This window comes from Fenollaria sp. C0166D3 (genome assembly GCF_056590255.1).
On record NZ_JBWPVU010000010.1, the window covers coordinates 43,389 to 66,047 of the forward strand.

Genomic DNA, 22,659 nt, shown 5'->3' on the forward strand with positions numbered 1-22,659 from the left:
AGAAGGTGAAAAGATGGGATTATTCTCAAAAATATTTGGCTCTACTTCGGATAGGGCTATTAAAAAGAACAAATCACAAGTTGAAGAGGTTATGGCTTTGGAGGATTCTTACTCGAAGCTATCGGACGAGGAATTAAAGGATAATACTAATAAATTAAAGGAAAGACTTAAGGGCGGCGAAACGCTTGATGACATTTTACCGGAGGCGTTTGCGACTGTTAGGGAAGCTTCGAAGAGGGTTCTAGGCATGACGCCATACAGGGTGCAAGTCGAGGGCGGCATCATTTTGCATCAAGGCCGCATCGCTGAGATGAAAACTGGTGAAGGTAAGACTTTGGTTGAGACTATGCCGGCTTACTTAAATGCGCTTGAGGGCAAGGGCGTGCACATCGTTACTGTAAACGACTACCTTGCTAAGCGTGACAGGGACTGGATGGGCAAGGTTTTTGAATATCTTGGTCTATCTGTTGGCTGCATTGTGCACGACATGCCTAAGGAAGATAGGAAGATTGCCTACGCATCTGATATAACTTATGGTACTAACAACGAATTCGGTTTTGACTACTTAAGGGACAACATGGTTATCTACAAAGAAAATATGGTGCAAAGGGAGCTAAACTACGCGATTGTCGACGAAGTGGACTCCATATTAATAGATGAGGCGAGAACACCATTAATAATTTCTGGTCAAGGTGACAAATCTACTGATCTTTATGAGCTTGCGAAGACTTTTGTATCACGTCTATCGGTTAGGGTGCAAGACCCTGACGAGCACGTGGACCCTCTTGACAGGTTTGTTAAGCAAGAGGAAGAGGAGGAAGAGACTAAGGACTACGTTGTCAACGAAAAGGACCGTTCTGTGCTATTAACAGAGCTTGGTACTAAGAAGGCGGAGGAATTTTTCAAGGTGGAAAACCTTTCTGACATTGAGAATATGGAGATCATTCACCATATTAATCAAGCGATGAAGGCAAGGAGCCTTATGAAGAAGGACAAGGACTATGTTGTGAAAGATGGCGAGATCATCATCGTTGACGAGTTTACTGGCCGTTTGATGTTTGGTAGACGCTACTCGGATGGTCTACATCAAGCGATTGAGGCGAAGGAAGGTCTTGAGGTTAGGAGCGAGTCGAAGACTTTGGCGACTATTACTTTCCAAAACTACTTTAGAATGTACAAAAAACTTTCGGGTATGACTGGTACTGCAAAGACTGAAGAGGAGGAATTCCAAGACATCTACCACATGGACGTTATTGAGATACCGACTAACAAGCCTGTTATCAGACAAGATAATCCTGACGAGATTTATAGGACTGAGGCTGAGAAATTCGGAGCTGTTATTGATGATATCAAGGCTAGACACGCTACTGGACAACCGGTTCTAGTCGGAACTATATCCATAGAAAAGTCTGAAGAGCTATCGAAGCTACTTAAAAAGACTGGTATCAAGCATGAGGTCTTAAACGCGAAGTTCCACGACAAAGAAGCGGAGATAGTTGCTCAAGCGGGCCGTTTGGGTCAAGTTACGATAGCGACTAACATGGCGGGCCGTGGTACCGACATCATCTTAGGCGGTAACCCTGAGTTTATGGCAAAGCAAGCGATGAGAAGAAAGGGTCTATCTGAGGAAGAGATGGCGCAAGTTGACTCGCACGAGGACACTAAGGATGCTGAAATTCTAAAGAACAGAAAAGAATACGACGAATACGTTGAACAATATAAGAAGGAACTTCAAGAGGAAAAGGCTAAGGTTATTGATGCAGGCGGCTTACACATCATCGGTACTGAAAGACACGAGTCAAGACGTATCGACAACCAACTCCGTGGCCGTGCCGGCAGACAAGGTGACCCCGGTTCATCGACATTCTATATATCGGCTGAAGACGACTTAATGCGTCTATTTGGCGGCGACAGATTTAAAAACGCCATCGACATGATGAAGATGCCTGAAGGCGACTCGATAAAATCGCCAGTATTGACAAGGCTGATTGAGTCGGCTCAAAGAAAGGTCGAAGGAAACAACTACGGTATCAGAAAGCACGTTCTTAAGTACGATGACGTAATGAACAAGCAAAGGGAAGTCATCTACGCTGAGAGAAAGAAACTCCTTGAAGGCGCTGATTTTAGGGACAATATCACTGCCATGATCAAGGATGTCATAGCGGGTTTTGTAAATACCATGACTTTTGAAAAGGAAGACTGTGGCGATTGGGACTTCAAGAGCTTATTCATGCACCTTAAGGCCATTTTCGATATAGATATGGAAGACATTAAGGGTCTAAACACTAAGGACATTCTCAAGGATGAGCTAATTGACATGCTTACAGAGCACGCGCTTAAAAAATACGAAGCGAAGGAAAATGAATTTACTCCTGAAAAGTTCAGAGAGATAGAGAGAATCGTGCTTCTACAAGTTGTTGACGACAAGTGGATGGATCACATCGACGCGATGGATCAGTTGAAGCAAGGTATTGGACTTAGGTCCATGGCGCAAGAGGACCCTGCTAGGGCCTACGCAATTGAAGGCTTTGACATGTTCGAGGCGATGAATGAAGCGATCAAGGAAGACACTTTAAGGATTTTATTCCACGTTGAAGATCCAAGCAAGGTTAAGAGAAGAGAGCAAAATAAGAATATAAAGGAAGGTTTTGAAGGCGCGGGTTCTGACGAAAAGAAGAAGCCATACGTTAGAAAAACTAAAAAAGTTGGCAGGAACGATCCTTGCCCATGCGGAAGCGGCAAGAAGTACAAAAACTGCTGTGGAAGGAATGAGTAATGAAGACATTACAAGAGTATAAGGAAGATTACGCGAATTTTAATGAGAGATACATCAAGTTAGGGGACTATCTTTGACGCTGATGGTCTAAGAGAGACTAAGACGAAGCTTGAGAGGAAGATGGCTGAGCCGTCATTCTGGGACGATAAGGACGCCGCAGATATAGTGATAGACGAGCTTAAGGACGTTACTACGCCTCTAAATAGCTACGAGGAGATAGGATCAAATCTTGAGGACATGGGCGTCTATATCGAGCTATACGAAGAGGAAAGGCCTGATAATTACAAGGCTCTACATGATTTAGCGGAGTCAATAGACAAGGCGCTCGAAGAACTCAAGGTGAGAACGCTACTTGACGGCGAATATGATAAGAATGGCGCGGTCGTCTCGATACACGCAGGTACTGGCGGCACCGACGCTCAAGACTGGGCGGAGATGCTCTACCGCATGTATACGAGATGGGCTGCGGATCATGACTACAAGCTTGAGGTCATCGACTACCTAGCGGACACCGAGGGCGGCATAAGAAGCGTTTACTTCAAGGTTTTAGGTGCCTACGCCTATGGCTTTTTAAAGGCGGAGCGCGGGGTTCACAGACTTGTTAGGATATCGCCCTTCGACGCGCAAAAGAAGAGGCACACAAGCTTTGCCTCGGTCGACGTCTTCCCTGATATAGATGAAAATATTGTGATAGATATAAAGGAAGAGGATTTAAAGATAGACTACTACCGCTCACAAGGTGCTGGCGGCCAATCCGTAAACACCACTGATTCAGCGGTTCGTATCACGCACATACCGACTGGTGTGGTCGCAACTTGCCAAAACGAAAGGAGCCAAAAGCAAAATAAAGAGGTAGCCCTTCGTATTTTGTACGGCAAACTTGTTCAGCTGAAGGAAGAGGAACGCAAAAAGACCATAGATGAGCTTACGGGCGACTACTCACAGATTGCGTGGGGCTCGCAAATCCGCTCTTATATCTTCAATCCATACATGCTTGTCAAGGACCATAGGACAGATGTGGAGAATTTCGAAGTGCAAAAAGTCATTGACGGCGACATCGACAAGTTTATATACGCCTACCTTGATCACGTGAGGGAGGCGTAATATGAGAGAAGTACTGAAAACACTGGATGATACAAGGCGCGCCGCCGAGCGTATAGCGAAGAAAATTGATATAGGCGACATTATTCTTTTAAAAGGGGAAATGGGTGCCGGCAAGACGACCATCACCAAGACCATAGTCAAAGCGCTTGGCTCGGATGACTACGTAACAAGCCCGACCTTCGCCATAATGAACGTTTATAAGGCAGAGGGCGTGGCGATATACCACTTCGACCTATATAGACTAACAAAGTCCATCGACATAGATACGCTTGGACTGGATGACTACCTATACGATAGTGGCGCAGTGAGCCTAATTGAGTGGCCTGAAGTGATTGAAAATGAGTTCAAAGACGCGAAAAAGATAAGCCTAATTAAGGACGGCGAGAGCCGAATTTTAGAAACAAATTTTGATTATTAGAGGTAATATGAAGATTTTAAGTTTAGACAGTTCAAGTAGATATATAAGCGCGGCGCTTGCAGTTGACGGCGTTGTGAGAGGCGAGTTCAACGTTTCATACGACAGAAGCGCCTCCGAAAAGCTTGCCCTGATGGCCAAGGAGATTTTAGACATCTTTGGTCTAAAAGTGGACGAGATCGATGCCTTTGCCGTTTCGAAGGGACCCGGTTCCTTCACAGGACTTAGGATAGCCGCCGCCATGATTAAGGCCTTTAGCTTCAAGGACGATAAGCCAATTTACACCGTGTCTTCGCTTAAGGCGATGAGCTATCGCTACAAGGGGCTTAAATACATAGTTCCAGCGATTGACGCGAGACGCGATAGAGCCTTCGCGGCGCTTTATAGCTATGAAAATCAATTTGAGATGCTAAAGGACGAAGGGATTTACACGCTTGATGAGCTAATTAGCCTCGTTAATGGACTTGAAGGCACTGTCATTATGCCGGGCGATTTCTATGGAAAATATAAGGAAAAGTTTGGGGCTAATGTAATTTCTGGAGTTTATAGAGAGAACGAACCCATCGCCAAGGAAGTCCTTGACTACGTTATAGACCACTTGGACGAGATGACAGCCGAAGATAGATATGGCGCGATACCTATATATATGAAGTCATCGCAAGCCGAGGAAGATAAAAAGTGATTAGACGGGCAAAGCCTAATGACGCGAGGGCCATATACGAGATTTTGTCAAAGACAGACGATCCGTGGACCATTGGCGTCGTCGAGAGCGAGCTAAAAAGCGATAGCTCCAAGGCCTTTGTATACGTGGACGAAGAGGGAGCCGTGCAAGGCTTTGTAGACATCAAGATTCTATATGACGAGGCAGACCTGATGCACATAGCGGTCTCGGAAGAAATGAGAGGAAAGGGCATAGGAGCAAGGCTATTGACCCATGCGATTGAGGAAGCGGAAGGCAAGGCCATTGCCCTAGAAGTTCGGGAAAGCAATTTTAAAGCGATAAGCTTATATGAAAAATACGATTTTAAAAAGGAAAGCGTCCGCAAAAACTATTACCATGGTGAAGATGCGGCGATTATGTGGAGGAGAAAGTGAAACATTTAGCGATAGAAAGTTCATGCGATGAGACATCGATCGCCATATTGGACGATTTGGAAGTTTTGTCAAATGTTATAGCAACGCAAATAGCAACGCACAGAGAATTCGGGGGCGTAGTGCCTGAAATTGCGTCAAGAATGCACATCGAAGCGATTTCGGCAGTTTTGGAAGAGGCACTAGCTGAGGCAAAAACTGACTTATCCGAAATAGAATTTATCTCTGTAACGAGGGGACCGGGACTGATCGGAGCCCTGCTTGTTGGCGTGTCATTTGCAAAGGCCTTAGCGATGTCAATGGATGTGCCGATAGTGCCAGTCAATCACATGAAGGGCCACATCGCAGCAAATTACATAACTACAGAGGGCTTGAAGCCGCCGTTCGTCTCGCTAGTCGTTTCAGGCGGTCACACCTACCTTGTCAATATGAAGGATTACTACGACTATGACTTGGTCGGCAGGACACTTGATGACGCAGCGGGCGAATCCTTTGACAAGGTCGCCAGAGCCTTGGGACTACCGTATCCAGGTGGACCAGAGATAGAGAAGCTTGCTATGGAAGGAAATCCAGATGCCATCGAGCTTCCGCGAGTTATGATGAAGTCGGGCGACTACAACTTTAGTTTCTCAGGACTAAAAACAGCGGTCTTGAATTATCTTCATTACGAAGAGCAAAGGGGTCAAGAAGTGAATAAAGCCGACGTCGCAGCCTCATTTCAAAAGGCCGCAGTCGATGTACTCGCAAAGAAGGCAGTCGATTTGAAAGATGAGCTCGGCTATGACAAGATAGTACTTGCGGGCGGCGTATCGAATAATAAGGCGCTACGCGAGGCGCTAGCTAAAGAAGAGCAGGCACATGGCTTTAAGCTATATTACCCGAAGGCCGTTTATACTACAGATAATGCCGCGATGATAGGGGCACAGGGCTATTTGGAATTTTTGAAGAATAAGCAGGGGCTGGATCTTGCTTTTGAGGTTGATCCTAATCTGGGTTTATAATTTTGTGTTAAATTTGCGCCTTGCGCTCATTCGCTTCTCGGCAATGCTCAGGTATGACTATACATTCCGCTTGCCTCGAAGCTCCATTTCGCACAATCCATCAAATTTTCCTACAAAATTATTGGCTTGGCTCGATTGAGAAAATAGATAAAATTCTGAAAAGAAAAGGAGATCTATTATGAATAAAAAGACTAAAACTAATTCTATTGACAAGAAAAATAAAATTCAAAATGAAGCTCCAAATGCTGAGACTATCGAGGCTATAAAAGAAGTTGAAGCGATGAAGAAGGACAAGACCATTGGCAAAACTTATAAAAGTGTTGATGAGATGTTTGATGATTTAATTATGAAAGACCTTATTGAGGAAGGTCTTGAAGGCGAAGAGCTAGTTCATGAGTTTAAAAGAATTAAAAAAAACATGCCAATTTCGGTGAAAAAATTAAAACGTGATGTTTTGAATGAGTATAAAAATGGTGAGACGGTGGAATTTGACGAAGAATTATTTTAAAGAGGGCTGCGGCTCTCTTTTTTTACGTACGTTGTATAAACAATTTTACATATATATTTTAATCAATATAAATTGACTTTCTATTAACCCTGCTATATAATAAGGCATGTAAAAAAGGAGGGCCACATGCCAAAGCGTATCAAAAAACTATTATCAATACTTTGCATCATCTTAGTCGCATTCTCGCTACTAAGCTTTTTCGTCGCGGCCACAAGCGCCTTCCACGTCTGCAAGCGCACATCTTGCCCAATCTGCCGCTTCATGGATATGGTCTCGGACCTAGAAAAGCACTTAAACCATTCGCGCGCGGCAGCCCAAGTCATGCTCGCAGTACTAGTATTTATAAAGCTCATCACCATTACCATGACTATGGATATGGCGAAGACACCAGTCGAGCTTATGGTGCGCATGAACAATTAAAGATCTCTTTTTATATAATAACGGCAAAATTTAATAAACGGTAGAATATACAAAATATACAAAATATATACAAAATATACAAAATATATAAAGGAGATTAAAATGAAAAATATAAATAAATTAATAGCCTGCCTACTAGCAGTCGTTTTGCTAGTGGCATGCAATTCAAATAAAGCGCCAGAAGTGGCTGACGAACCAGCTCCTGAGGCTATTCCAGCTGAAAAAGCAGACAGCGTAGAAAAGGACGGAGACGCTGTAAGCGTTGTAACAAACACATTCCCAGCATATGATTGGGTGAAGAATATCACTGAAGGTACTGACGTAGAGGTCACTAACCTTACTGACAATGGCGTAAGTCTACACAATTACGAGCCTTCCGCTCAAGACATCGAAAAGATTGCTAAATCAAATCTGTTCTTGTATGTTGGCGGTGAATCGGACGAATGGGCTCCAGATGCAGCAAAACAAGCGCCTAATGCCAAGGTGCTTAACATGCTTGAAATTTTAGGTGACGCTGTTAAGGAAGAGGAAGTAAAAGAAGGCATGGAACACGATCATGAGCATGAACATGGGGATGAAGATCACGACCACGAACATGGCGATGAAGACCATGAACATGAAGATGCTGACCACGACGACCACGACCATGAACATGACCACGAACATGATCACGAACACGAAGAAATAGAATACGATGAACACGTTTGGCTATCTGTAAAGAACGCAAAAACTATTTCAAAGGCAATTGCTGACGCTCTTTGCGAAATCGATGCAAAAAACGCTGATACATTCAAGAAAAATTACGAAGCATACGCAGCAAAACTTGATGCGCTTCAAAATGATTTTGACGAGATGAGAAAGGCTGCAAAGCAAGATACTATCTTAGTTGCGGATAGATTCCCATTCCGCTACTTAGTAAGTGACCTTGATCTTGATTACTTCGCTGCCTTTGTTGGCTGCTCAGCTGAAAGCGAAGCAAGCTTTGAAACTATCAGCTTCCTAGCACAAAAAGTGGACGAGCTTAATATAAAGCACATAATTAAGCTAGCTGGTTCAGATGGCAAAATCGCTGACACAGTGAAAAACTCAAGCAAGGCAAAGGACCAAGACATCATCGAGATGACATCCATGGAAAATGCTAGTTCAAATGACGGCAAGACATACATTGACTACATGCAAATGAACTTAGACGCTTTAAAGAAGGCGTTAAACTAATGAAATTAATACTAAAAGACTTAGGATTTGGCTACAAAGGTCAAGTCCTAAGTGACTTTATAAACCTAGAGGTCTCAGATGGTGACTACATCGTCATCCTAGGCGAAAACGGCTCAGGCAAATCGAGCCTGATCAGAACCATCTTGGGCCTTAATAAGAAAATATCGGGGGATATAGTTTTAGATGGCATTTCAAAAGACGAAATCGCCTACCTACCGCAGATCCTCTCAATTGCAGCCGATTTTCCGACTTCAGTGATGGAGCTCGTTCTATCCGGCTTTAAGATCAAAAAAAGATTTTTCTACACAAAAGAAGAAAAGGCGAGAGCACTTGAATGCCTTGATAATTTTGGCATAGCAAATCTCAAAGACAGGCGCTTTTCCTCATTATCAGGCGGACAAAGGCAGAGAGTCTTGCTCGCAAGAAGCTTCGTAGAAGAAAAGAAGCTACTTATACTCGACGAGCCGCTTGCCGGCCTCGACCCAGAGGCGCAAGGAAGCCTCTATGAGATGCTCGAAAAGATAAACGCAAGTGGCACAGCCATCATCATGGTCTCGCACGACAGCCAAAGAGCTACACAATATGCAAACAAAGTACTTAAGCTTGACGGCAGCCGCGCGATTTACGAGGAAGGAGGCAAAAAAGATGGACTTAATTAACAAATTCACCTTCTACCTAGGCTACCCCTTCGTGCGCTACGCACTAGTCTGCGCCTCACTCATAGCGCTCGCGTCAGCATTTTTGGGCGTGATACTCGTTTTGAAACGCTACTCCTACATCGCAAATTCACTTTCAAACGTCGCCTTCGCGTCCCTATCAATCGCGACAGCCATTGGCTTTACGCAAAAATTAGTCCTAGCACTACCTATGACAATATTTTTCGCGCTAATACTACTCCAAGGAAATAATTCCAAGAAAATCATCTCAGACGCAGCCATCGCAATGGTTTCAGTCTCGGCACTCGCAGTGGGCTACCTAGTCATGAACGTCTTCAGAGTCGGCCCAAACGTCTTAGTTGACGTGTGCACAATACTTTTCGGATCGACATCCATCCTGACACTCACAAAGCTAGACGTCATCACATCCGTGGCACTCTCGATACTCGTGATACTTTTCTTCATCTACTACTATAAAGAAATATACATCACAGTCTTCGACGAAGACCTCGCATGCGCTTCAGGCATCAAAGTCGAAAGGCTAAACACAGTCTTGTCAATGGTCGTCGCAGTCGTGATCACACTTGCAATCAGGCTCGTGGGCTCACTTCTAGTCGCAGCACTCATAGTCTTCCCAGCAGTTTCAGCGATGAAAGTTTTCCATTCATTTAGAAAGATAGCCGTCGCCTCGGCAATAATCTCGCTTATTTCAGCACTTGGCGGCGCGATATTTGCAATACTTGCTTCGACGCCAGTCGGCTCGACAATCGTCGTGATGAATCTCGTCATATTCATAATTATGTCAATAGTAGGAGGTGTGAAACGTGGATAAAACAAGGAAGAGAATTTTGAGGATAGTCGGGGCCTTGATTTTGGTCTTGATACTCGCATTTTTCACAAACAAAAAAGTTATATACCGTTATATGCCCAATAGCACCGTCAACGAGACAGTGAACAAGATGAAAGAAAGCTCCAAAGCTAAAAATGCTGATAATGCTGATGCCAATACTGAAAATGATGATGCAGACGAAAATATTGACTCAGACGAAAATGCTAATTCAGATGAAAATATTGATACAAATGAAAATTCTGATGAAAATATTAACCCAGATACAAATGATAGTGCTGATGAAAGCGAAAACGCAAACGAAAGCGGCCAATACTATGATTTAACAGGCAATGACCTAGACATGAACTACGTCATCGTCGCCATGATAGCCGAAGACCCAAAGAGCTTCGAAGGCGTTAAGATCAAGCTACAAGGCATCTCAACAGATCTAGAGACAACAGATACATCCGGCATCGATCACTACGTCCTTATCAACGATAGACAAGCCTGCTGCCAACAAGGCCTTCAGTATATATTAGAGGATAAAAACGCAAAATATCCGAAAGATAAGGAAGAGGTAACGGTTGAGGGAGAATTGGCTGTATATAATTCAGAGGAAATTCCGTTTCCGCTAGCTATTATTAAGAACGCCAAACTTATTTCGCGCTAAAACAAGCCCTTTGACTAGTTTCGAATTATTTTGTCGCTGCGGAGTGCACTTGCACACCTCACTCCAAAAAATTCTGCACAACGTCAAATCATCTTGTTTTATCTGCAAACTAAGGGTTAAGCGATGATAAATTTATAAAAACTGTTTTACAAGATAATTAAGGAATTAAACTTCGTCCCATCCATCGACTCTCTCTTCGAACTAAGCTCGAGCGAAGAGATATAGAGTATTGAATAATTAATTGACACGTGGTAAAAATTTGGTTTAATATTTCAATGGATACACTTTTATTGTGTATCCATTTTTAATAAGACTGTCTATTAATCAAATAATTCAACACATAAAACAAAGGATAGAGATTTTGCTTTTCTCTATCCTTTATTTTTGAGAGGTTTATCTGGAAGGACTTGCCTTCAAGTATATATAAATTAAATCTATTTACTAAAGAGTTCTGTAAACTTCTTAAAGACGTTTTTCTTTTCGTCTACTTTCTTTTCGTGGACTTCTTCTTTGACTTCTTCTTCCACTTTTTCTGTTTTTAGCACGAATTGCACGGATCTAACGTTTTCATTTTTCTCTGAAGCGAATGACTTCACATAAGTGCTAGCGCTGTCATTCTTCACGAATTTGTCCTTAACTTCATTTTCTTTAGTTCTTATCTCGTCATATAGCTTCGTAAAGCCTGTTGTAATCTTGTCTGTAGCGACTAGGTAGTCTGAGAGGCTCTTCGTGAAGCTCGCCATGCCCTTAGTCATACTAGAGTTTGCGCTTATTAGCTCAATTGCTTTTGCGCTCATGGCTGTTGCGCCTGCGTTTAGCATTTTGCTTGACTTGAGAGCTTCATTCACTCCGCTCACGTATTCATTAAGTCCTGCGTCAAAGGCTTTGTATGATTCTTTTATCATGGCAATGGCTTGGGCCATGTTCTTGTCATTTTGCGCAAGTAAAGCGATCTTCTCAAGACCATCTTCCACGCTCTTTGAAGCGACCTTTAATTCATCAGACTTTGCGTCAATGGCTTCAAGCCCAGCATCAAGTTTTGCTACGCCATCAAAAACTTCTACGCTCTTCTCGATGTAGGCTCTGTTTGCGCCCTCAAGCTTATCGTACGACGCCTTTATATCTCTTGCGCCATTGGCAAGGGGTTTTGTATTTTTATTGATTTTGTAGCTCGCGTCCTTAAGTTTTTGGCTCGCGCTCTTCAAATCGTCTGCCTTTTCCTCAAGTCCAAGGCTTTCAAGGTCGATGTTAAGTTTTAAATCAAGACAATTGATGGAGAAGCCTTCGAATGAAAAGTCTTCTACGTCAGCGTTTATGCTTGCTTCAAGCCCTGTGTTTGGAAGAGCGATAAAGTTTATAAGCTTCATCTCGCCTTCATTTGCAAGAGAGGCCTTGTCTGAAGATATGTTCTTAAACTTCTTTGTGTCGAGTTTAGTCGAGACTTCAAGTGTGTATTTTTCAAAGAACTCCTTGTCCATGGCAGGGTTTTCTTTGATGCTAAGTTTGATCTCGGCCTCGCCTGACTTGCCCTTGATCTCGTCAGCGCTCATTTCTTTGCCATCGATGTAATATTTTACGCTAATTAGCCAAGGAAGAGTCTTGTCGTCCATGTCGCCTTGGTAGTAGAACCTATCTTTATCGCTGGCAAATGTGATTTTATCAGCGTTCATCTTCACAGAAGCTTCTGAGTTTAAGGCCTTGACCTTAGTGTAGCGTCCGTAGTCTTCCTTAGCGCCTTTACCAAAAATATTCACAATGCTAAGGCTATTGACCTCGCCATCGCTTCCTAAACTAGCGTAGATAACCTCTTCCTTCGCATTATCACTCGCTGCTAAGATGGGCGCCGTAGCCATAAATATCATTACGAGGCACAAAACGCCCGCGAATAATCTTTTCTTTTTATCCATAATATCACCTTTCTTAATTAACAAATTCTATGTTTTTCGTAGTTTTTTGAATAAGTCCGTCGAGACTATATAGTAGGCCCGGCAAAACGAAGAGCACTATGACTAGTGAAGCTGTCGTTCCTATCGCAAGCAGGTAGCCCAGCTGCGAGATCAGGCCGTGAGTTGAGAACTTTCCTAGCAATATGCCGACAACTATCATCGCGGTAGCTGAAGTCAGTATCGAAACGGCCGTCATTGACACTGTGTTAATGGCTGCGTCCGCCTTGTTCAAGGACTTTCTCTCTTCAAGGTATCTCTCGCTCAAAAGTATCGCGTAATCGACTGTCGCCCCAAGCTGTATTGACGAAATGATCAGGTAGGCGATGTAGAAGACGCTTGATGAGCGGTAGTAAGGCACCGACATGTTTATATATATAGCTGTCTCGATGGCTGCAACCAAGAGTATAGGCAAACTAAGAGACTTTTCTGTAAGCAACAAAACTATAAATACGGCGGCGATGGCTATGATATTAACGGTAGTCATGTCCGCTGTTACAGTGTTTTTAAGGTCATAAGTCGATACGCCTTCGCCAAGTAGGTAGTATTCGCCGTAGTACTTACTTATCGCGGCCTTGATATCGTCGATGAGCTTGTAAGTGTCTTCGCCTTCGAAGTCCGCGTCGACCGAAACTATCATCCTAGTATAATTATCAGAGTTTAGCTTCTTTAGGTCGCTCTCGTCCAAAAAGCTAGTCGGTATCGTCTCTCCAACCATGTCTACATAAGAGATAACGCTCTTAACCTTGCTCATGGACCTCAAATCATCAGAAAGACGCCTTTCCTTTTCTAAGTTACCAATAGGCACCAAGATCGCGTAGTTATCTTCAGCGCCGAACTTTTCCTCGATGGCGATATTGTCCTGGCCGAGCTTGGTATCTGGGCCAAAGATGTGTGAAGTGCCGAAGTAGTATGAGTTTTTGCTCGCCGCTAAAAAGCTTGGCACTATTAATAATAAGAAGACTATGATGTAAGCTCTTTTGTGCTTAAAAACGTGGCGCGCGAAGCCGTCAAAGCTTGGAATGAAGCGTTTGTGGCTAGTTTTGTCGATGTACTTATCAAAGTGCAAAATAATGATGGGTGCAAGCGTAAATACAGTCAGAAGCGAGATGAATACGCCCTTTGCAAGCGCTAGACCAAGGTCTGGACCTATCTTAAATTGCATAAAGACAAGGGCCAAGAAACCGATGATGGTAGTCAGAGCCGACGAAAGTATCGACGAGAACGACACATCAAGCGCCTCAATCATTGCCACCTTCTTGTCATTCGTCTTGAGCTTTTCCTCTTTAAACCTATGCATCACAAAGACAGTGTAGTCCATGGACACGGCGAGTAGAAGTATGTTGCCCGCGGCGTTTGTCACGAATGAAATCTCTCCGAAGATGATGTTCGTGCCCGCATTTATAAGTATGGCAGTCGCTAGCGAAAGCATGATGATGACGGGCTCAATCCATGCATCAGTCGTTAAAATCAGTATCAGTATTGTAAATAGCACACCGATGATAGTTACGATGATGATCTCATTAACCGAGTTAGTCGTAGCGATGGCGGTATTCACGGTAGAGCCGGTCATGGCCGCCTCTTCACCTATAATCTCTCTGATTGCCTCAGTCGATTCAATCGCTTTGTCTTCATCCACGGCAATGTTTATAAGCGCAGAGCCGTCCTTGTAGTAGCTATCTAGATGCTTTTGATCCATGAAGTCCATGGGCTTCATCACATCTTCGAAATCACTTAGCCAGCTGACAGTTTTGACGCCATCCACCATTTTGATGGCGCTGATAGTATCCAAAACCTCGCTGATATCCTTCTTTGGAAGCATGACGCGCACGTTAAAGATGTCCTCGTCAAACTCTTCCTTCATCTTGTCAATGGCGACAGACGAGTCGCTCTTTTCTGGCAAGTAGTCATTAATCTTGTAGTTAACCCGAATCTTCGGGTACGAAACTATTGAAAAGACTAGCAAAATCACAAAGATCGATACTATTAGCCTAGGCTTTTCAATAAGTTTTGCAAAAATCTTTTTCACAAAATTATCCCCTTTCTTTAATCTAGTACATATTATAGCCAGATATGAGCTAAGTTAAACTGGTCAATTTACACGTTCTTGTGTGAAATGGGACAAAATTATTGTATTTGATGGTCAAATATGTATAAAAATGACAGCTATTATTATAAATCGGGTATAATATAAGTGGTGATACAATGAAAAACGAAGAAATTTCGACTATGACCAAGAAAAAATTGGCAGAGTCATTAAAAAAGCAAATGAAAAAGAAAAGCCTAAGCAAAATCACAATTTCAGATATAGTTAAGGACTGCGACGTCAACAGAAAGACCTTCTACTACCACTTCATCGGCATCGAAGAGCTCTTCAAGTGGATGCTCGAGGAGGAGGCGGTTCACGTCGTGAAGAACTTCGACGTAAAGAAGGACCACAAAGAGGCGATACTCTTCGTTATGGACTACATAGAGAGCAATCAGGATATACTTAATTGCGCCTACGACTCGATCGGCAGAGAAGGGCTCAAGGACTTTTTTTACGACGATTTCTACGAGGTAGTGCTAAAAGTGATTGAAACGACAGAAGATGACATGGATATAGCCCTGGACCCAGACTTCAAGGACTTTCTATGTAAGATGTATGCGGGCGCCATCGCCAACATGATTATCGACTACTTTTACTCGAGAAAGCACGTTGACCACGAGAAGATCGCGAATTATATAGCACTGATAGTGGCGGCATCGATTAGGAGTTCGATTGAGGAGTATAAGAGAAATGTATTTGATGTAGAGAAATATTTACAAAGAAAAGATGGAGTTAGGTTAAATGAAAAATAAAAACAGGAAAAATTTAATAATAGTGACTTTAATGATAGTGTTGATATTTATAACTTCTTGTTCTAAAGAAAAAAATGTTACAAGTGAAGAGTTTAATTTGTTTAAAGAAGAGATGTCATCAAATAAAAAAATAGATGAGATACAAATAAAATTTTTAAGACCATCCCTATATATTAATTTTGTTACATCTGAAAATTTTAAAATTAATGATGTAAAAAAAGTAATAGATAAATTAAAACCATTCATAAATACCAATCACATGGATGAAATTGCAAGCAAATATTGGGAAAAAGATACAAAAGTATCTACTGTATATATATCTTTTTATAATGGGAAAATAGATAAGAATGACACAAGAAAGAATCTCGTGTATAGTATATATACAGAGTATTATAAAACTCATGTTGTTGATGATAATCCTTTAAATATAGATGCTTATAGCACATGGTTTATAGAAGTTGATGGGAAAGAATATCAACTTGAGGATTACTTAGACGGAGATTATTAAAATTGGTATATTTTTATCTAAGAGTAGTAATACATTTCTTGTCTGATAAATTCGATATTACGAAGCATAAGAATTACAAGCTGTTGGAAGATCATTATAAGAAAAACTTGTTTGATGTGGAAGAGTATTTAACAAATAGAGATAAGGTAAAGTTAAAATTAATTTAAAGAAAAATAAATATTAGATAATCTCACGCAGGAGAACGAGTTTAGAAATTATCAGTTTTTGTAGACGAGCAAGCGAAGGAAAAGCCGTAAGTTTAATCAAATCGACGTTCACTTCGTTCCGTCTCTTTGTAAACTCTGGCATAAGGCATGCATAGCCAATCGAACATCGCTAACACTTGTTCTCTTGGTGCATGGACTTAACACTTTTTGATGTACAATGCTCTTGTACAACATGTATATTCCGCTTGTCTCGTCAGTCCACTTCGTCCAATCAACAAGAAAAAACATCTATCAATACAAAAGGACAGGGAATTAGTTTTCTCTGTCCTTGTTTTTATTTATCAAATTTTTCGACCTTATCAAATTTATCACAAATTTTAGTCCCATAATTGGATGCTTCAAAATAATTTTTCTGCCGGCGTACTTCATTATCGGCTCTATCTGTTCTAAATCCGTGAGTTTGTAACAAGTAGTCGGGCACTGGTGACAGAAGGTTTTGTAGAAGGAGTGCGGGCAGCGCTCTGTGTGTCTAAAGGCCTTCATGATCAGCTCGTAGTAAGTATCGTTTATCTTGTATTTCCAAAGCTTTGGCCTGTTTAGAATAAACTCATCTATGTCTTCTTCGAACTTGTATTTGCTGATGGACTTTTTACTGCCACTAATCATATCTTCGCAGTAAATGGCCGCCATCAAGAGAAATATTTTCTTTTCGAATAGTTTTTTCGCTGCTTCCTTATCCTTGTCGATGGGAATTTTATTTTTTAGTATTGGAAATGTTTTTTCTTTTATCATTGTTCACCATGTATTTATTATATTTATATTTTAATCACTTTATCGCATATCCTTAGCGTCGAATCCCTATGACTCACCATAATCACGGTCTTTCCCTTCATATACTTCATAATCGAGTTCAAGATTATGCTCTCGTTAAGCGCATCCAAATTGCTTGTCGGCTCATCGAATAAATAAATTTCGGCGTCTTTCAGAAAGCATCTCGCAAGACCGAGCCTTTGCTGCTCGCCGCCTGAGAAGTTCTCGCCCAGCTCCTTGATATATGTGTCTAAGCCGTTCTTAAGTGAGCTTACATAATCAAGTATAGATGCCTTGCGTAGCGCTTCCTCAATCTCTTCGTCAGTCGCATCTGGCTTTGCAATCAAGAGGTTATCTCTGATGCTGCCTTCGAAAAACTCGCTTGTTTGCGTCATATAGCTAAGATTCTCGTAAAGCGATGCCGTATTTATATCCAAAATGTTTTTGCCAGCGATTTTGATCTCGCCCGCATCAAGGTTCCAAAAGTGCATGATAAGCTTAAGCATAGTCGATTTACCGCAGCCACTTGGACCTTGAACACCGATAAACTCATGATTTTTAATAGCTAAAGTAAAATCATTCAAAATCTTTTCATCTTTATACGCAAATGTAATTCTATTTACTTCAATTATATTACCTTCGTATGAAGCAATAGCTTTTTTACTTAGGTCTTCTTTATCAGTAATTTCCTCAACCATAGGCTTTTCTTCAAGTATCTTCATAACCCTGTCAGCCGAGGCAAGCGTTTGCGAAAGGCCATTGCCAAGAAGTGAAACGGCTCTAACAGCGCCAAAACTAAAGTATGTTAAAACAGCTGCTAGGAAGATGTCTGAGCCAGCTGTTCCAGCCATTGACAAGACTACGAAGACTAGAAGAGTCACCAAAACTTCAAAGAGGTCCTCAAGCGCAAGCAGTACCGCAAGCTGTCTAATTAGTGTATCTTGGTTACTTTTAAGTCTAGCATTTAGCGCATTAACCTTTTTCACCGCTTCTTTTTGATAAGCAAAACTAATTATTTCTGAAATGCCTCTTAGTAAATCCAAAAAGCTGTTGTTAATCCTTGCAAGTGAGCTTCTCGTCTCAGCTGCAGCACTTCCAGCCAGTTTTGAGAATATCATTGGCAAAACTATGGCGATGGCTGCGTGACCCATAAGCATTACAAGTGCTGCTAGAGGTGAAATGCGCCCTAAGAAAAACGCATATACAAGGCTTGTGATCATCGCTATGCAAACTGGGGATATGGTATGAGCGTAGAAGACTTCCAATAGCTCCATGTCAGAGGAGATGGCACTGATGAGGTCGCCCTTATTCATCATCTCAATCTTAGCAGGAGCAAGTCTACGAATCGCTGCGAACACTCTATTTCTTAGCAGTGCCAATACTTTGAAGGCGATTAAGTGGTTCATGTACTGCTCGAGATACCTGAAAAGTCCTCTCAATATGACAGCTCCAGCCATTATTTTCATGATTGTAGCCATTTGAGTGCCGCCTTCAATGTACTCAAGTATGAGTTTTGCACCCATTACGCCAATTGCTGTGTAGAACAAAAACGAGATGCATCCCGCTAAAACAGCTATTGCCATGAATTTGCTAAGAGGTCTAACTACTTTTAAAAGTTTACTTACTACTTTTAATCCGCTTTTCTTATTTTGCATTTATAAGACCTCCTTCCAAACTCTCTTGAGCCTCGTAAATGCGCTTGTACTCGCCATTTTGCGCCATAAGCGCATCATGAGTGCCTTCTTCTACAAGTTTTGCCTTAGCCATGACATAAATCTTGTCAGCGTCCTTAATCGATGAAAGACGGTGACTAACTATGATTACAAGCTTTTCTTTGGCAATATTTTTGATATTATCTAAAATTATTTCTTCACTTTCGATGTCGATGTTGCTAGTTGCCTCGTCAAAGATGAAAATCTTCGAATCTTCAATCATGGCTCTTGCAAGAGCAAGCCTTTGCCTTTGGCCGCCGCTAAGATTCACTCCGCCGCTTGACAAAGGCATTTCAAGACCGTCTCTCTCAATAATCTCCTTATACAAGTTAACTTTTTTAAGAGCTGTGTTTATGGTCTCGCTATCGACATTATTTTTTGCCATCACTAGATTTTCTCTTAAAGTCCCTTCAAAGATGTGTGCATTATGTGTGATCCTGTTGACATTCGAGGCAATGGATGCCGATTGTATCTCGTTATACGCATCTTCATTTGCAAAAACGTCGCCAGAACTTGCCCTCATCGCAGCCGATAAAACTTTTGCAAGAGTTGATTTACCCGAGCCGCTCTCGCCGACAAGTGCGATGTAGCCTTTATTAGGGAAGTTTATATTAATATTTTGCAGAGCGAAGTCTTCGCCGTCAGGGTACTTGTATGAAAGATCTCTTACGCTAAGCTTGATATCATCAGCCTTAGGGAAGCTCATCCCCCTTTCATCCTCTTTTAGTTCTAGAAAATCGATAAGAGTCTTAGCAGCCGCAACCCCAGTCATTGCAACGTGAAAACTTGATGTAAGCGTAATCATTGGCCTAAAAGCATCCATGGACATGATTAGTATCATGATTAAAAAGTGCAGAGCAAGGCCAGTTTTTGCATAAACATAAAGACTCATGAAAATGCAGGCGATGGACGAGCCATAGGCAATCCATTCGATTAGAGTTATTGAATTTAGCTGCATAGCAAGTATACGCATCGTTTCATTCCTAAAGTCTTCAGCCTTTTTATCAAGCTCTTCAGCCCTTTTTTCGTCCGCTCTGAAAATTTTTAAAGCAGTGATGCCTTGTAAACTGTCAAGAAATAGCTCGCCAACGTCTTGATACTTGCGCCAGTACTTCTTTTGCATGCGCCCTACCATAGTCAAGATAAATTTTAAGAACAAGGGAATGATTGGCATTAGTACTAAAAATAATAGTCCCACGTGCCAGTCGATATACGCTAAAACTGCGAAATTCACAAGGCTTGCACCAAATGCACCGTAGTACTCAGGAAGGAAGCGACCGTAATAGTTTTGCAGCTGCTCAATAGTGTCCGAGCCTAAATTGATTAAAGTTGCTGTCGAAATTTGTTCCTTGTAGCTTGGACCGATTGAAACCGCCTTTGTGATAAGCCTTTCTCTGAGTTTGCCTTTAACTTCGCCGATGATGTTTGATTGGTAATCAGTCACCTTGAAAAGCGCCAGAACCCTAATAAGTATGCCAAGGACAAAGATTATTAGAAGTTTTTTTATGTCAATGGCAGTTTTTGAGTAAAGAGCCTCGGCTAAGATACCGAAGGCCAGAGCGAGTAGAGCAGTGCCTACAACGCGCAGCATCATCATAAAAACGCTGTTGCGAATGTATTTTTTGGCATTGCCAATAGATTTGAATAAGTATTTATCAAGCATATATTTTCTCCTTTATGTATTTTAGCGCATGACTTAGCTAGCACTAACCAAGATAAAGTATAACATAAAATTATGATAATTTCTATAGATTTGCAAAAAAATAAGGACAAAGAAATAAAATCTTTATCCTTATATATAAATGAAATATAATTATTTAAATTTATCTAAAGCCGTAAGTTCTTGAAATAAGTTGGTGTACGGAGCTTAACTGCTGCCTCTACCAGAGTTCGCAGAGCAAAGAGCCTGATCAAACTATTTTTATTCACACTTTTGCTGGAAGAAGAAGAACCTAGTACATTAAAATGTACTAGCCGTAAGTTTAATCAAATCGACGTTCACTTCGTTCCGTCTCTTTGTAAACTCTGGCATAAGGCATGCATAGCCAATCGAACATCGCTAACACTTGTTCTCTTGGTGCATGGACTTAACACTTTTTGATGTGCAAATTTGATATAGAATATTTGTAGATCATAAATCTTAATTAATACAAAGAAAAAGGATAGAGAAAATTAAAATCTCTATCCTATTTTTATTGAAAGCTGATATAAGCTATGATATAATCAGTGTATACTTAATTAGGAGATGTATATCATGACGCTTATAAAAAATTTATTAGATAAAGTAGGCGAGACAGAAAAAGCTAGTTCGCAAAAGAAAAGTACAAAGACTGAGGGCTATAAAAGGCCCATCATCTTCATTCCTGGCATTACTGGCAGCGAGCTATTTAGTATCGATGAAAAGTATGTGGATGATTTTGAGAGAAGCACTGGGATGATATCTAAGGACAAAGAGGGCTTTGCTAAGAGGATTTGGATACCACTTGTTAATGATGTAGGAGAGATTAATCAAGAGCTAAACATAAACAACGAGCTATACGGTCTTCAAGAGGGCGACCTTAGAAACTCTAGGATCTTTGATAGGCACACAGGACCAGCTTCGGCAAATGCAGTGCTTTTAAACGCCTTACTTCTAAAGTTTCCGGATAGACCCATCTACCAGTTCTCATACGATTGGAGAAAGACAAATACACTTACTTGTAAAAAGCTTGACAGTTTTATCAAGAGTATAAATCATGGGGGAAAAGTAAAGGTCGACATCGTTGCACATAGCATGGGAGGCATTGTTAGCGCCCATTACCTTCGCGAGCACGATAAAAGAGTTGAAAAGTACGTTTCTCTTTGTACGCCTTACGAGGGAGCACCGCACGCCTATAATCAAATGAGCAGCGGCAATATATTTGGCAATTTTAAGGACATAGTTTTGGAAAAGCTATTTGGCGTAGAAAAGGACGTTGTTTATGCTTATGATGGCCTTGTTGAGCTGTATCCAACAACGCAGATGCTTAAAGCGTATCCATATCAATGGGTGAAGGATAAAAAGACTTTTGAAAAAGTCGTATCGAAGAAGTACAAAAACTACGAAGACCTTATCATGCAGCTGCACGACTTGAACGCAGCAGAAGATATTAAGCCGAGCAAAGTTCAAAAAGAGATAAAAAACTATCTTGGATTTACGCGATATGAAGAATTTTTAAGTAAAGCTAAAAACTATAGAAAGTACAAAAGCTTTTTACATAGTGTAAGCTTACTTAATAGGCCAAAATCTATGTTTATAGTGGCAGATGGCACTCAAACACAAGTTTCTGGCTGCTATATCAAAGATGAGAACGACAAGATAATTACAAGAGAGCTAGTAACAAAAGAGGGCGACGGGCTAGTGCCACTGTATTCAGCGTGTATGGGCTACAAGCTTGACGAGATGCCAAAAGAGCTTAGAGAGAAGTTTAAAGTGTTTAAGGGAACACACCCTGGCATGCTTATGGACCTTAGAGCGCTTGATAGCGTATGTAAATTTTTAAAAGATTGATGATATAAAGTGGATTAGCCGTCCACTTTTTTTATCTATATAGAGTAAAAAACCCTCCTTACTATTTTAAGTAAAGAGGGTAGATATTATCTCTGTCCTTGTTTTATGTCTAGAATAATATAATTTTAAATAATAATTATAAAATCTCTTTACCTTTATCTTCGCCCCAATCAATTTCACTTGGCTTGTAAGAGCCATCGTAGCCATTGAATAAATCATTTATCTTTTTCTTGTCTTTCTTTTCTAAAATTACTTCATCATCAAAAAGGCTCAGTTTTAGCTCGTCACCTATCTTCCAATTGAGTTTATCGAGTATATTTTTTGGAATTTCTAAAAAATCATTGTCTTGTATTTTTACTAGAGACATAAGGCGCACCTCCTGATATAAATAATTTATCCACAACCGCCTCCGCCGCCAGCACCGCAACTAGAGTTTGCAGAGCGAAAGGGCCTGATCAAACAG

The 22,659-nt window shown here is 41.3% G+C and carries 21 protein-coding genes; 15 read left to right on the forward strand and 6 right to left on the reverse strand.

Annotated features, from left to right (window positions below):
* The first annotated feature begins 13 nt into the window (after positions 1–13).
* The 12 genes from secA to AC1EJ0_RS07480 all read left to right on the forward strand — a co-directional run bounded on the left by secA (position 14) and on the right by AC1EJ0_RS07480 (position 10,686).
* Complete coding sequence (secA, locus tag AC1EJ0_RS07425; protein WP_480023834.1) at positions 14–2,776, forward strand: preprotein translocase subunit SecA; 2,763 nt, start codon at positions 14–16, stop codon at positions 2,774–2,776.
* Positions 2,776–3,880, forward strand: a protein-coding gene (prfB, locus tag AC1EJ0_RS07430) for a peptide chain release factor 2 (RefSeq protein WP_480023833.1) whose coding sequence is annotated in 2 segments (ribosomal slippage) — positions 2,776–2,850 and positions 2,852–3,880 — 1,104 coding nt in all. Because the reading frame shifts where the segments join, the coding sequence is not laid out codon by codon here. The genes secA and prfB overlap by 1 nt, the downstream gene beginning before the upstream one ends.
* A gap of 1 nt (position 3,881) precedes the next feature.
* Entirely contained in the window at positions 3,882–4,298 is a 417-nt protein-coding gene (gene tsaE, locus AC1EJ0_RS07435; RefSeq protein ID WP_480023832.1) for a tRNA (adenosine(37)-N6)-threonylcarbamoyltransferase complex ATPase subunit type 1 TsaE, read from the forward strand.
* A 7-nt stretch (positions 4,299–4,305) separates the two neighbouring features.
* Positions 4,306–4,977: a tRNA (adenosine(37)-N6)-threonylcarbamoyltransferase complex dimerization subunit type 1 TsaB gene (gene tsaB / locus AC1EJ0_RS07440; protein ID WP_480023831.1), complete on the forward strand. Its 672-nt coding sequence runs from the start codon at positions 4,306–4,308 to the stop codon at positions 4,975–4,977.
* Entirely contained in the window at positions 4,974–5,390 is a 417-nt protein-coding gene (rimI, locus tag AC1EJ0_RS07445) for a ribosomal protein S18-alanine N-acetyltransferase (RefSeq protein WP_480023830.1), read from the forward strand. Before tsaB ends, rimI begins: the two co-directional genes overlap by 4 nt.
* The gene (gene tsaD / locus AC1EJ0_RS07450) at positions 5,375–6,388 is read left to right on the forward strand and encodes a tRNA (adenosine(37)-N6)-threonylcarbamoyltransferase complex transferase subunit TsaD (RefSeq protein ID WP_480023829.1); all 1,014 of its coding nucleotides are present in this window, start codon (positions 5,375–5,377) and stop codon (positions 6,386–6,388) included. Before rimI ends, tsaD begins: the two co-directional genes overlap by 16 nt.
* A 178-nt stretch (positions 6,389–6,566) precedes the next feature.
* A complete protein-coding gene (locus AC1EJ0_RS07455) occupies positions 6,567–6,896 on the forward strand; it encodes a hypothetical protein (RefSeq protein WP_480023828.1) in 330 nt (109 codons plus the stop codon).
* 126 nt (positions 6,897–7,022) lie between these two features.
* Positions 7,023–7,316, forward strand: a complete 294-nt coding sequence (locus tag AC1EJ0_RS07460; RefSeq protein WP_480023827.1) for a hypothetical protein — start codon at positions 7,023–7,025, stop codon at positions 7,314–7,316.
* 102 nt (positions 7,317–7,418) lie between these two features.
* A complete protein-coding gene (locus AC1EJ0_RS07465; RefSeq protein WP_480023826.1) occupies positions 7,419–8,531 on the forward strand; it encodes a metal ABC transporter substrate-binding protein in 1,113 nt (370 codons plus the stop codon).
* The gene (locus AC1EJ0_RS07470; protein ID WP_480023825.1) at positions 8,531–9,190 is read left to right on the forward strand and encodes a metal ABC transporter ATP-binding protein; all 660 of its coding nucleotides are present in this window, start codon (positions 8,531–8,533) and stop codon (positions 9,188–9,190) included. Before AC1EJ0_RS07465 ends, AC1EJ0_RS07470 begins: the two co-directional genes overlap by 1 nt.
* Positions 9,177–10,019 carry a metal ABC transporter permease gene (locus tag AC1EJ0_RS07475; protein WP_480023824.1) on the forward strand — a complete coding sequence of 281 codons (843 nt, stop codon included), beginning with the start codon at positions 9,177–9,179 and terminating at the stop codon, positions 10,017–10,019. The genes AC1EJ0_RS07470 and AC1EJ0_RS07475 overlap by 14 nt, the downstream gene beginning before the upstream one ends.
* Complete coding sequence (locus AC1EJ0_RS07480; RefSeq protein ID WP_480023823.1) at positions 10,012–10,686, forward strand: hypothetical protein; 675 nt, start codon at positions 10,012–10,014, stop codon at positions 10,684–10,686. The genes AC1EJ0_RS07475 and AC1EJ0_RS07480 overlap by 8 nt, the downstream gene beginning before the upstream one ends.
* Before the next feature lie 434 nt (positions 10,687–11,120).
* Here AC1EJ0_RS07480 and AC1EJ0_RS07485 read toward each other — a convergent pair whose 3' ends face one another.
* Together AC1EJ0_RS07485 and AC1EJ0_RS07490 are read right to left on the reverse strand one after the other, a co-directional pair.
* A complete protein-coding gene (locus tag AC1EJ0_RS07485) occupies positions 11,121–12,593 on the reverse strand; it encodes a hypothetical protein (RefSeq protein WP_480023822.1) in 1,473 nt (490 codons plus the stop codon).
* Between the two features lie 13 nt (positions 12,594–12,606).
* The gene (locus tag AC1EJ0_RS07490; RefSeq protein ID WP_480023821.1) at positions 12,607–14,658 is read right to left on the reverse strand and encodes an efflux RND transporter permease subunit; all 2,052 of its coding nucleotides are present in this window, start codon (positions 14,656–14,658) and stop codon (positions 12,607–12,609) included.
* 176 nt (positions 14,659–14,834) lie between these two features.
* Between AC1EJ0_RS07490 and AC1EJ0_RS07495 the strand changes: the two genes are divergently transcribed.
* Both AC1EJ0_RS07495 and AC1EJ0_RS07500 read left to right on the forward strand, forming a co-directional pair.
* Positions 14,835–15,470 carry a TetR/AcrR family transcriptional regulator C-terminal domain-containing protein gene (locus tag AC1EJ0_RS07495; RefSeq protein WP_480023820.1) on the forward strand — a complete coding sequence of 212 codons (636 nt, stop codon included), beginning with the start codon at positions 14,835–14,837 and terminating at the stop codon, positions 15,468–15,470.
* Entirely contained in the window at positions 15,460–15,978 is a 519-nt protein-coding gene (locus tag AC1EJ0_RS07500) for a hypothetical protein (RefSeq protein WP_480023819.1), read from the forward strand. The genes AC1EJ0_RS07495 and AC1EJ0_RS07500 overlap by 11 nt, the downstream gene beginning before the upstream one ends.
* Before the next feature lie 479 nt (positions 15,979–16,457).
* Here AC1EJ0_RS07500 and AC1EJ0_RS07505 read toward each other — a convergent pair whose 3' ends face one another.
* The 3 genes from AC1EJ0_RS07505 to AC1EJ0_RS07515 are packed head-to-tail and all read right to left on the reverse strand — an operon-like array spanning position 16,458 to position 20,330.
* On the reverse strand, positions 16,458–16,937 hold the full coding sequence (locus AC1EJ0_RS07505) for a nitrous oxide-stimulated promoter family protein (RefSeq protein WP_480023818.1): 480 nt from the start codon (positions 16,935–16,937) through the stop codon (positions 16,458–16,460).
* A gap of 23 nt (positions 16,938–16,960) precedes the next feature.
* Positions 16,961–18,610, reverse strand: a complete 1,650-nt coding sequence (locus AC1EJ0_RS07510; protein WP_480023817.1) for an amino acid ABC transporter ATP-binding/permease protein — start codon at positions 18,608–18,610, stop codon at positions 16,961–16,963.
* Complete coding sequence (locus tag AC1EJ0_RS07515; protein WP_480023816.1) at positions 18,600–20,330, reverse strand: ABC transporter ATP-binding protein/permease; 1,731 nt, start codon at positions 20,328–20,330, stop codon at positions 18,600–18,602. Before AC1EJ0_RS07515 ends, AC1EJ0_RS07510 begins: the two co-directional genes overlap by 11 nt.
* 591 nt (positions 20,331–20,921) lie before the next feature.
* Between AC1EJ0_RS07515 and AC1EJ0_RS07520 the strand changes: the two genes are divergently transcribed.
* Positions 20,922–22,196 (forward strand): alpha/beta fold hydrolase, encoded by a 1,275-nt coding sequence (locus AC1EJ0_RS07520; protein ID WP_480023815.1) that lies wholly within the window; start codon positions 20,922–20,924, stop codon positions 22,194–22,196.
* Between the two features lie 136 nt (positions 22,197–22,332).
* On the opposite strand, the gene AC1EJ0_RS07525 is transcribed toward AC1EJ0_RS07520, so the two are convergent.
* On the reverse strand, positions 22,333–22,563 hold the full coding sequence (locus tag AC1EJ0_RS07525) for an AbrB/MazE/SpoVT family DNA-binding domain-containing protein (protein ID WP_480023814.1): 231 nt from the start codon (positions 22,561–22,563) through the stop codon (positions 22,333–22,335).
* Positions 22,564–22,659: the final 96 nt, after the last annotated feature.

What these genes read in the sequence shown, in the direction of transcription:
- AC1EJ0_RS07510 (WP_480023817.1), bottom strand. Translation starts at nt 18,610, where the DNA reads ATGCAAAATAAGAAAAGCGGATTAAAAGTAGTAAGTAAACTTTTAAAA.
- AC1EJ0_RS07485 (WP_480023822.1), bottom strand. Translation starts at nt 12,593, where the DNA reads ATGGATAAAAAGAAAAGATTATTCGCGGGCGTTTTGTGCCTCGTAATG.
- AC1EJ0_RS07525 (WP_480023814.1), bottom strand. Translation starts at nt 22,563, where the DNA reads ATGTCTCTAGTAAAAATACAAGACAATGATTTTTTAGAAATTCCAAAA.
- AC1EJ0_RS07495 (WP_480023820.1), top strand. Translation starts at nt 14,835, where the DNA reads ATGAAAAACGAAGAAATTTCGACTATGACCAAGAAAAAATTGGCAGAG.
- AC1EJ0_RS07505 (WP_480023818.1), bottom strand. Translation starts at nt 16,937, where the DNA reads ATGATAAAAGAAAAAACATTTCCAATACTAAAAAATAAAATTCCCATC.
- AC1EJ0_RS07470 (WP_480023825.1), top strand. Translation starts at nt 8,531, where the DNA reads ATGAAATTAATACTAAAAGACTTAGGATTTGGCTACAAAGGTCAAGTC.
- AC1EJ0_RS07475 (WP_480023824.1), top strand. Translation starts at nt 9,177, where the DNA reads ATGGACTTAATTAACAAATTCACCTTCTACCTAGGCTACCCCTTCGTG.
- AC1EJ0_RS07465 (WP_480023826.1), top strand. Translation starts at nt 7,419, where the DNA reads ATGAAAAATATAAATAAATTAATAGCCTGCCTACTAGCAGTCGTTTTG.
- tsaB (WP_480023831.1), top strand. Translation starts at nt 4,306, where the DNA reads ATGAAGATTTTAAGTTTAGACAGTTCAAGTAGATATATAAGCGCGGCG.
- AC1EJ0_RS07500 (WP_480023819.1), top strand. Translation starts at nt 15,460, where the DNA reads ATGAAAAATAAAAACAGGAAAAATTTAATAATAGTGACTTTAATGATA.
- tsaE (WP_480023832.1), top strand. Translation starts at nt 3,882, where the DNA reads ATGAGAGAAGTACTGAAAACACTGGATGATACAAGGCGCGCCGCCGAG.
- AC1EJ0_RS07515 (WP_480023816.1), bottom strand. Translation starts at nt 20,330, where the DNA reads ATGCTTGATAAATACTTATTCAAATCTATTGGCAATGCCAAAAAATAC.
- AC1EJ0_RS07520 (WP_480023815.1), top strand. Translation starts at nt 20,922, where the DNA reads ATGACGCTTATAAAAAATTTATTAGATAAAGTAGGCGAGACAGAAAAA.
- AC1EJ0_RS07455 (WP_480023828.1), top strand. Translation starts at nt 6,567, where the DNA reads ATGAATAAAAAGACTAAAACTAATTCTATTGACAAGAAAAATAAAATT.
- secA (WP_480023834.1), top strand. Translation starts at nt 14, where the DNA reads ATGGGATTATTCTCAAAAATATTTGGCTCTACTTCGGATAGGGCTATT.
- AC1EJ0_RS07460 (WP_480023827.1), top strand. Translation starts at nt 7,023, where the DNA reads ATGCCAAAGCGTATCAAAAAACTATTATCAATACTTTGCATCATCTTA.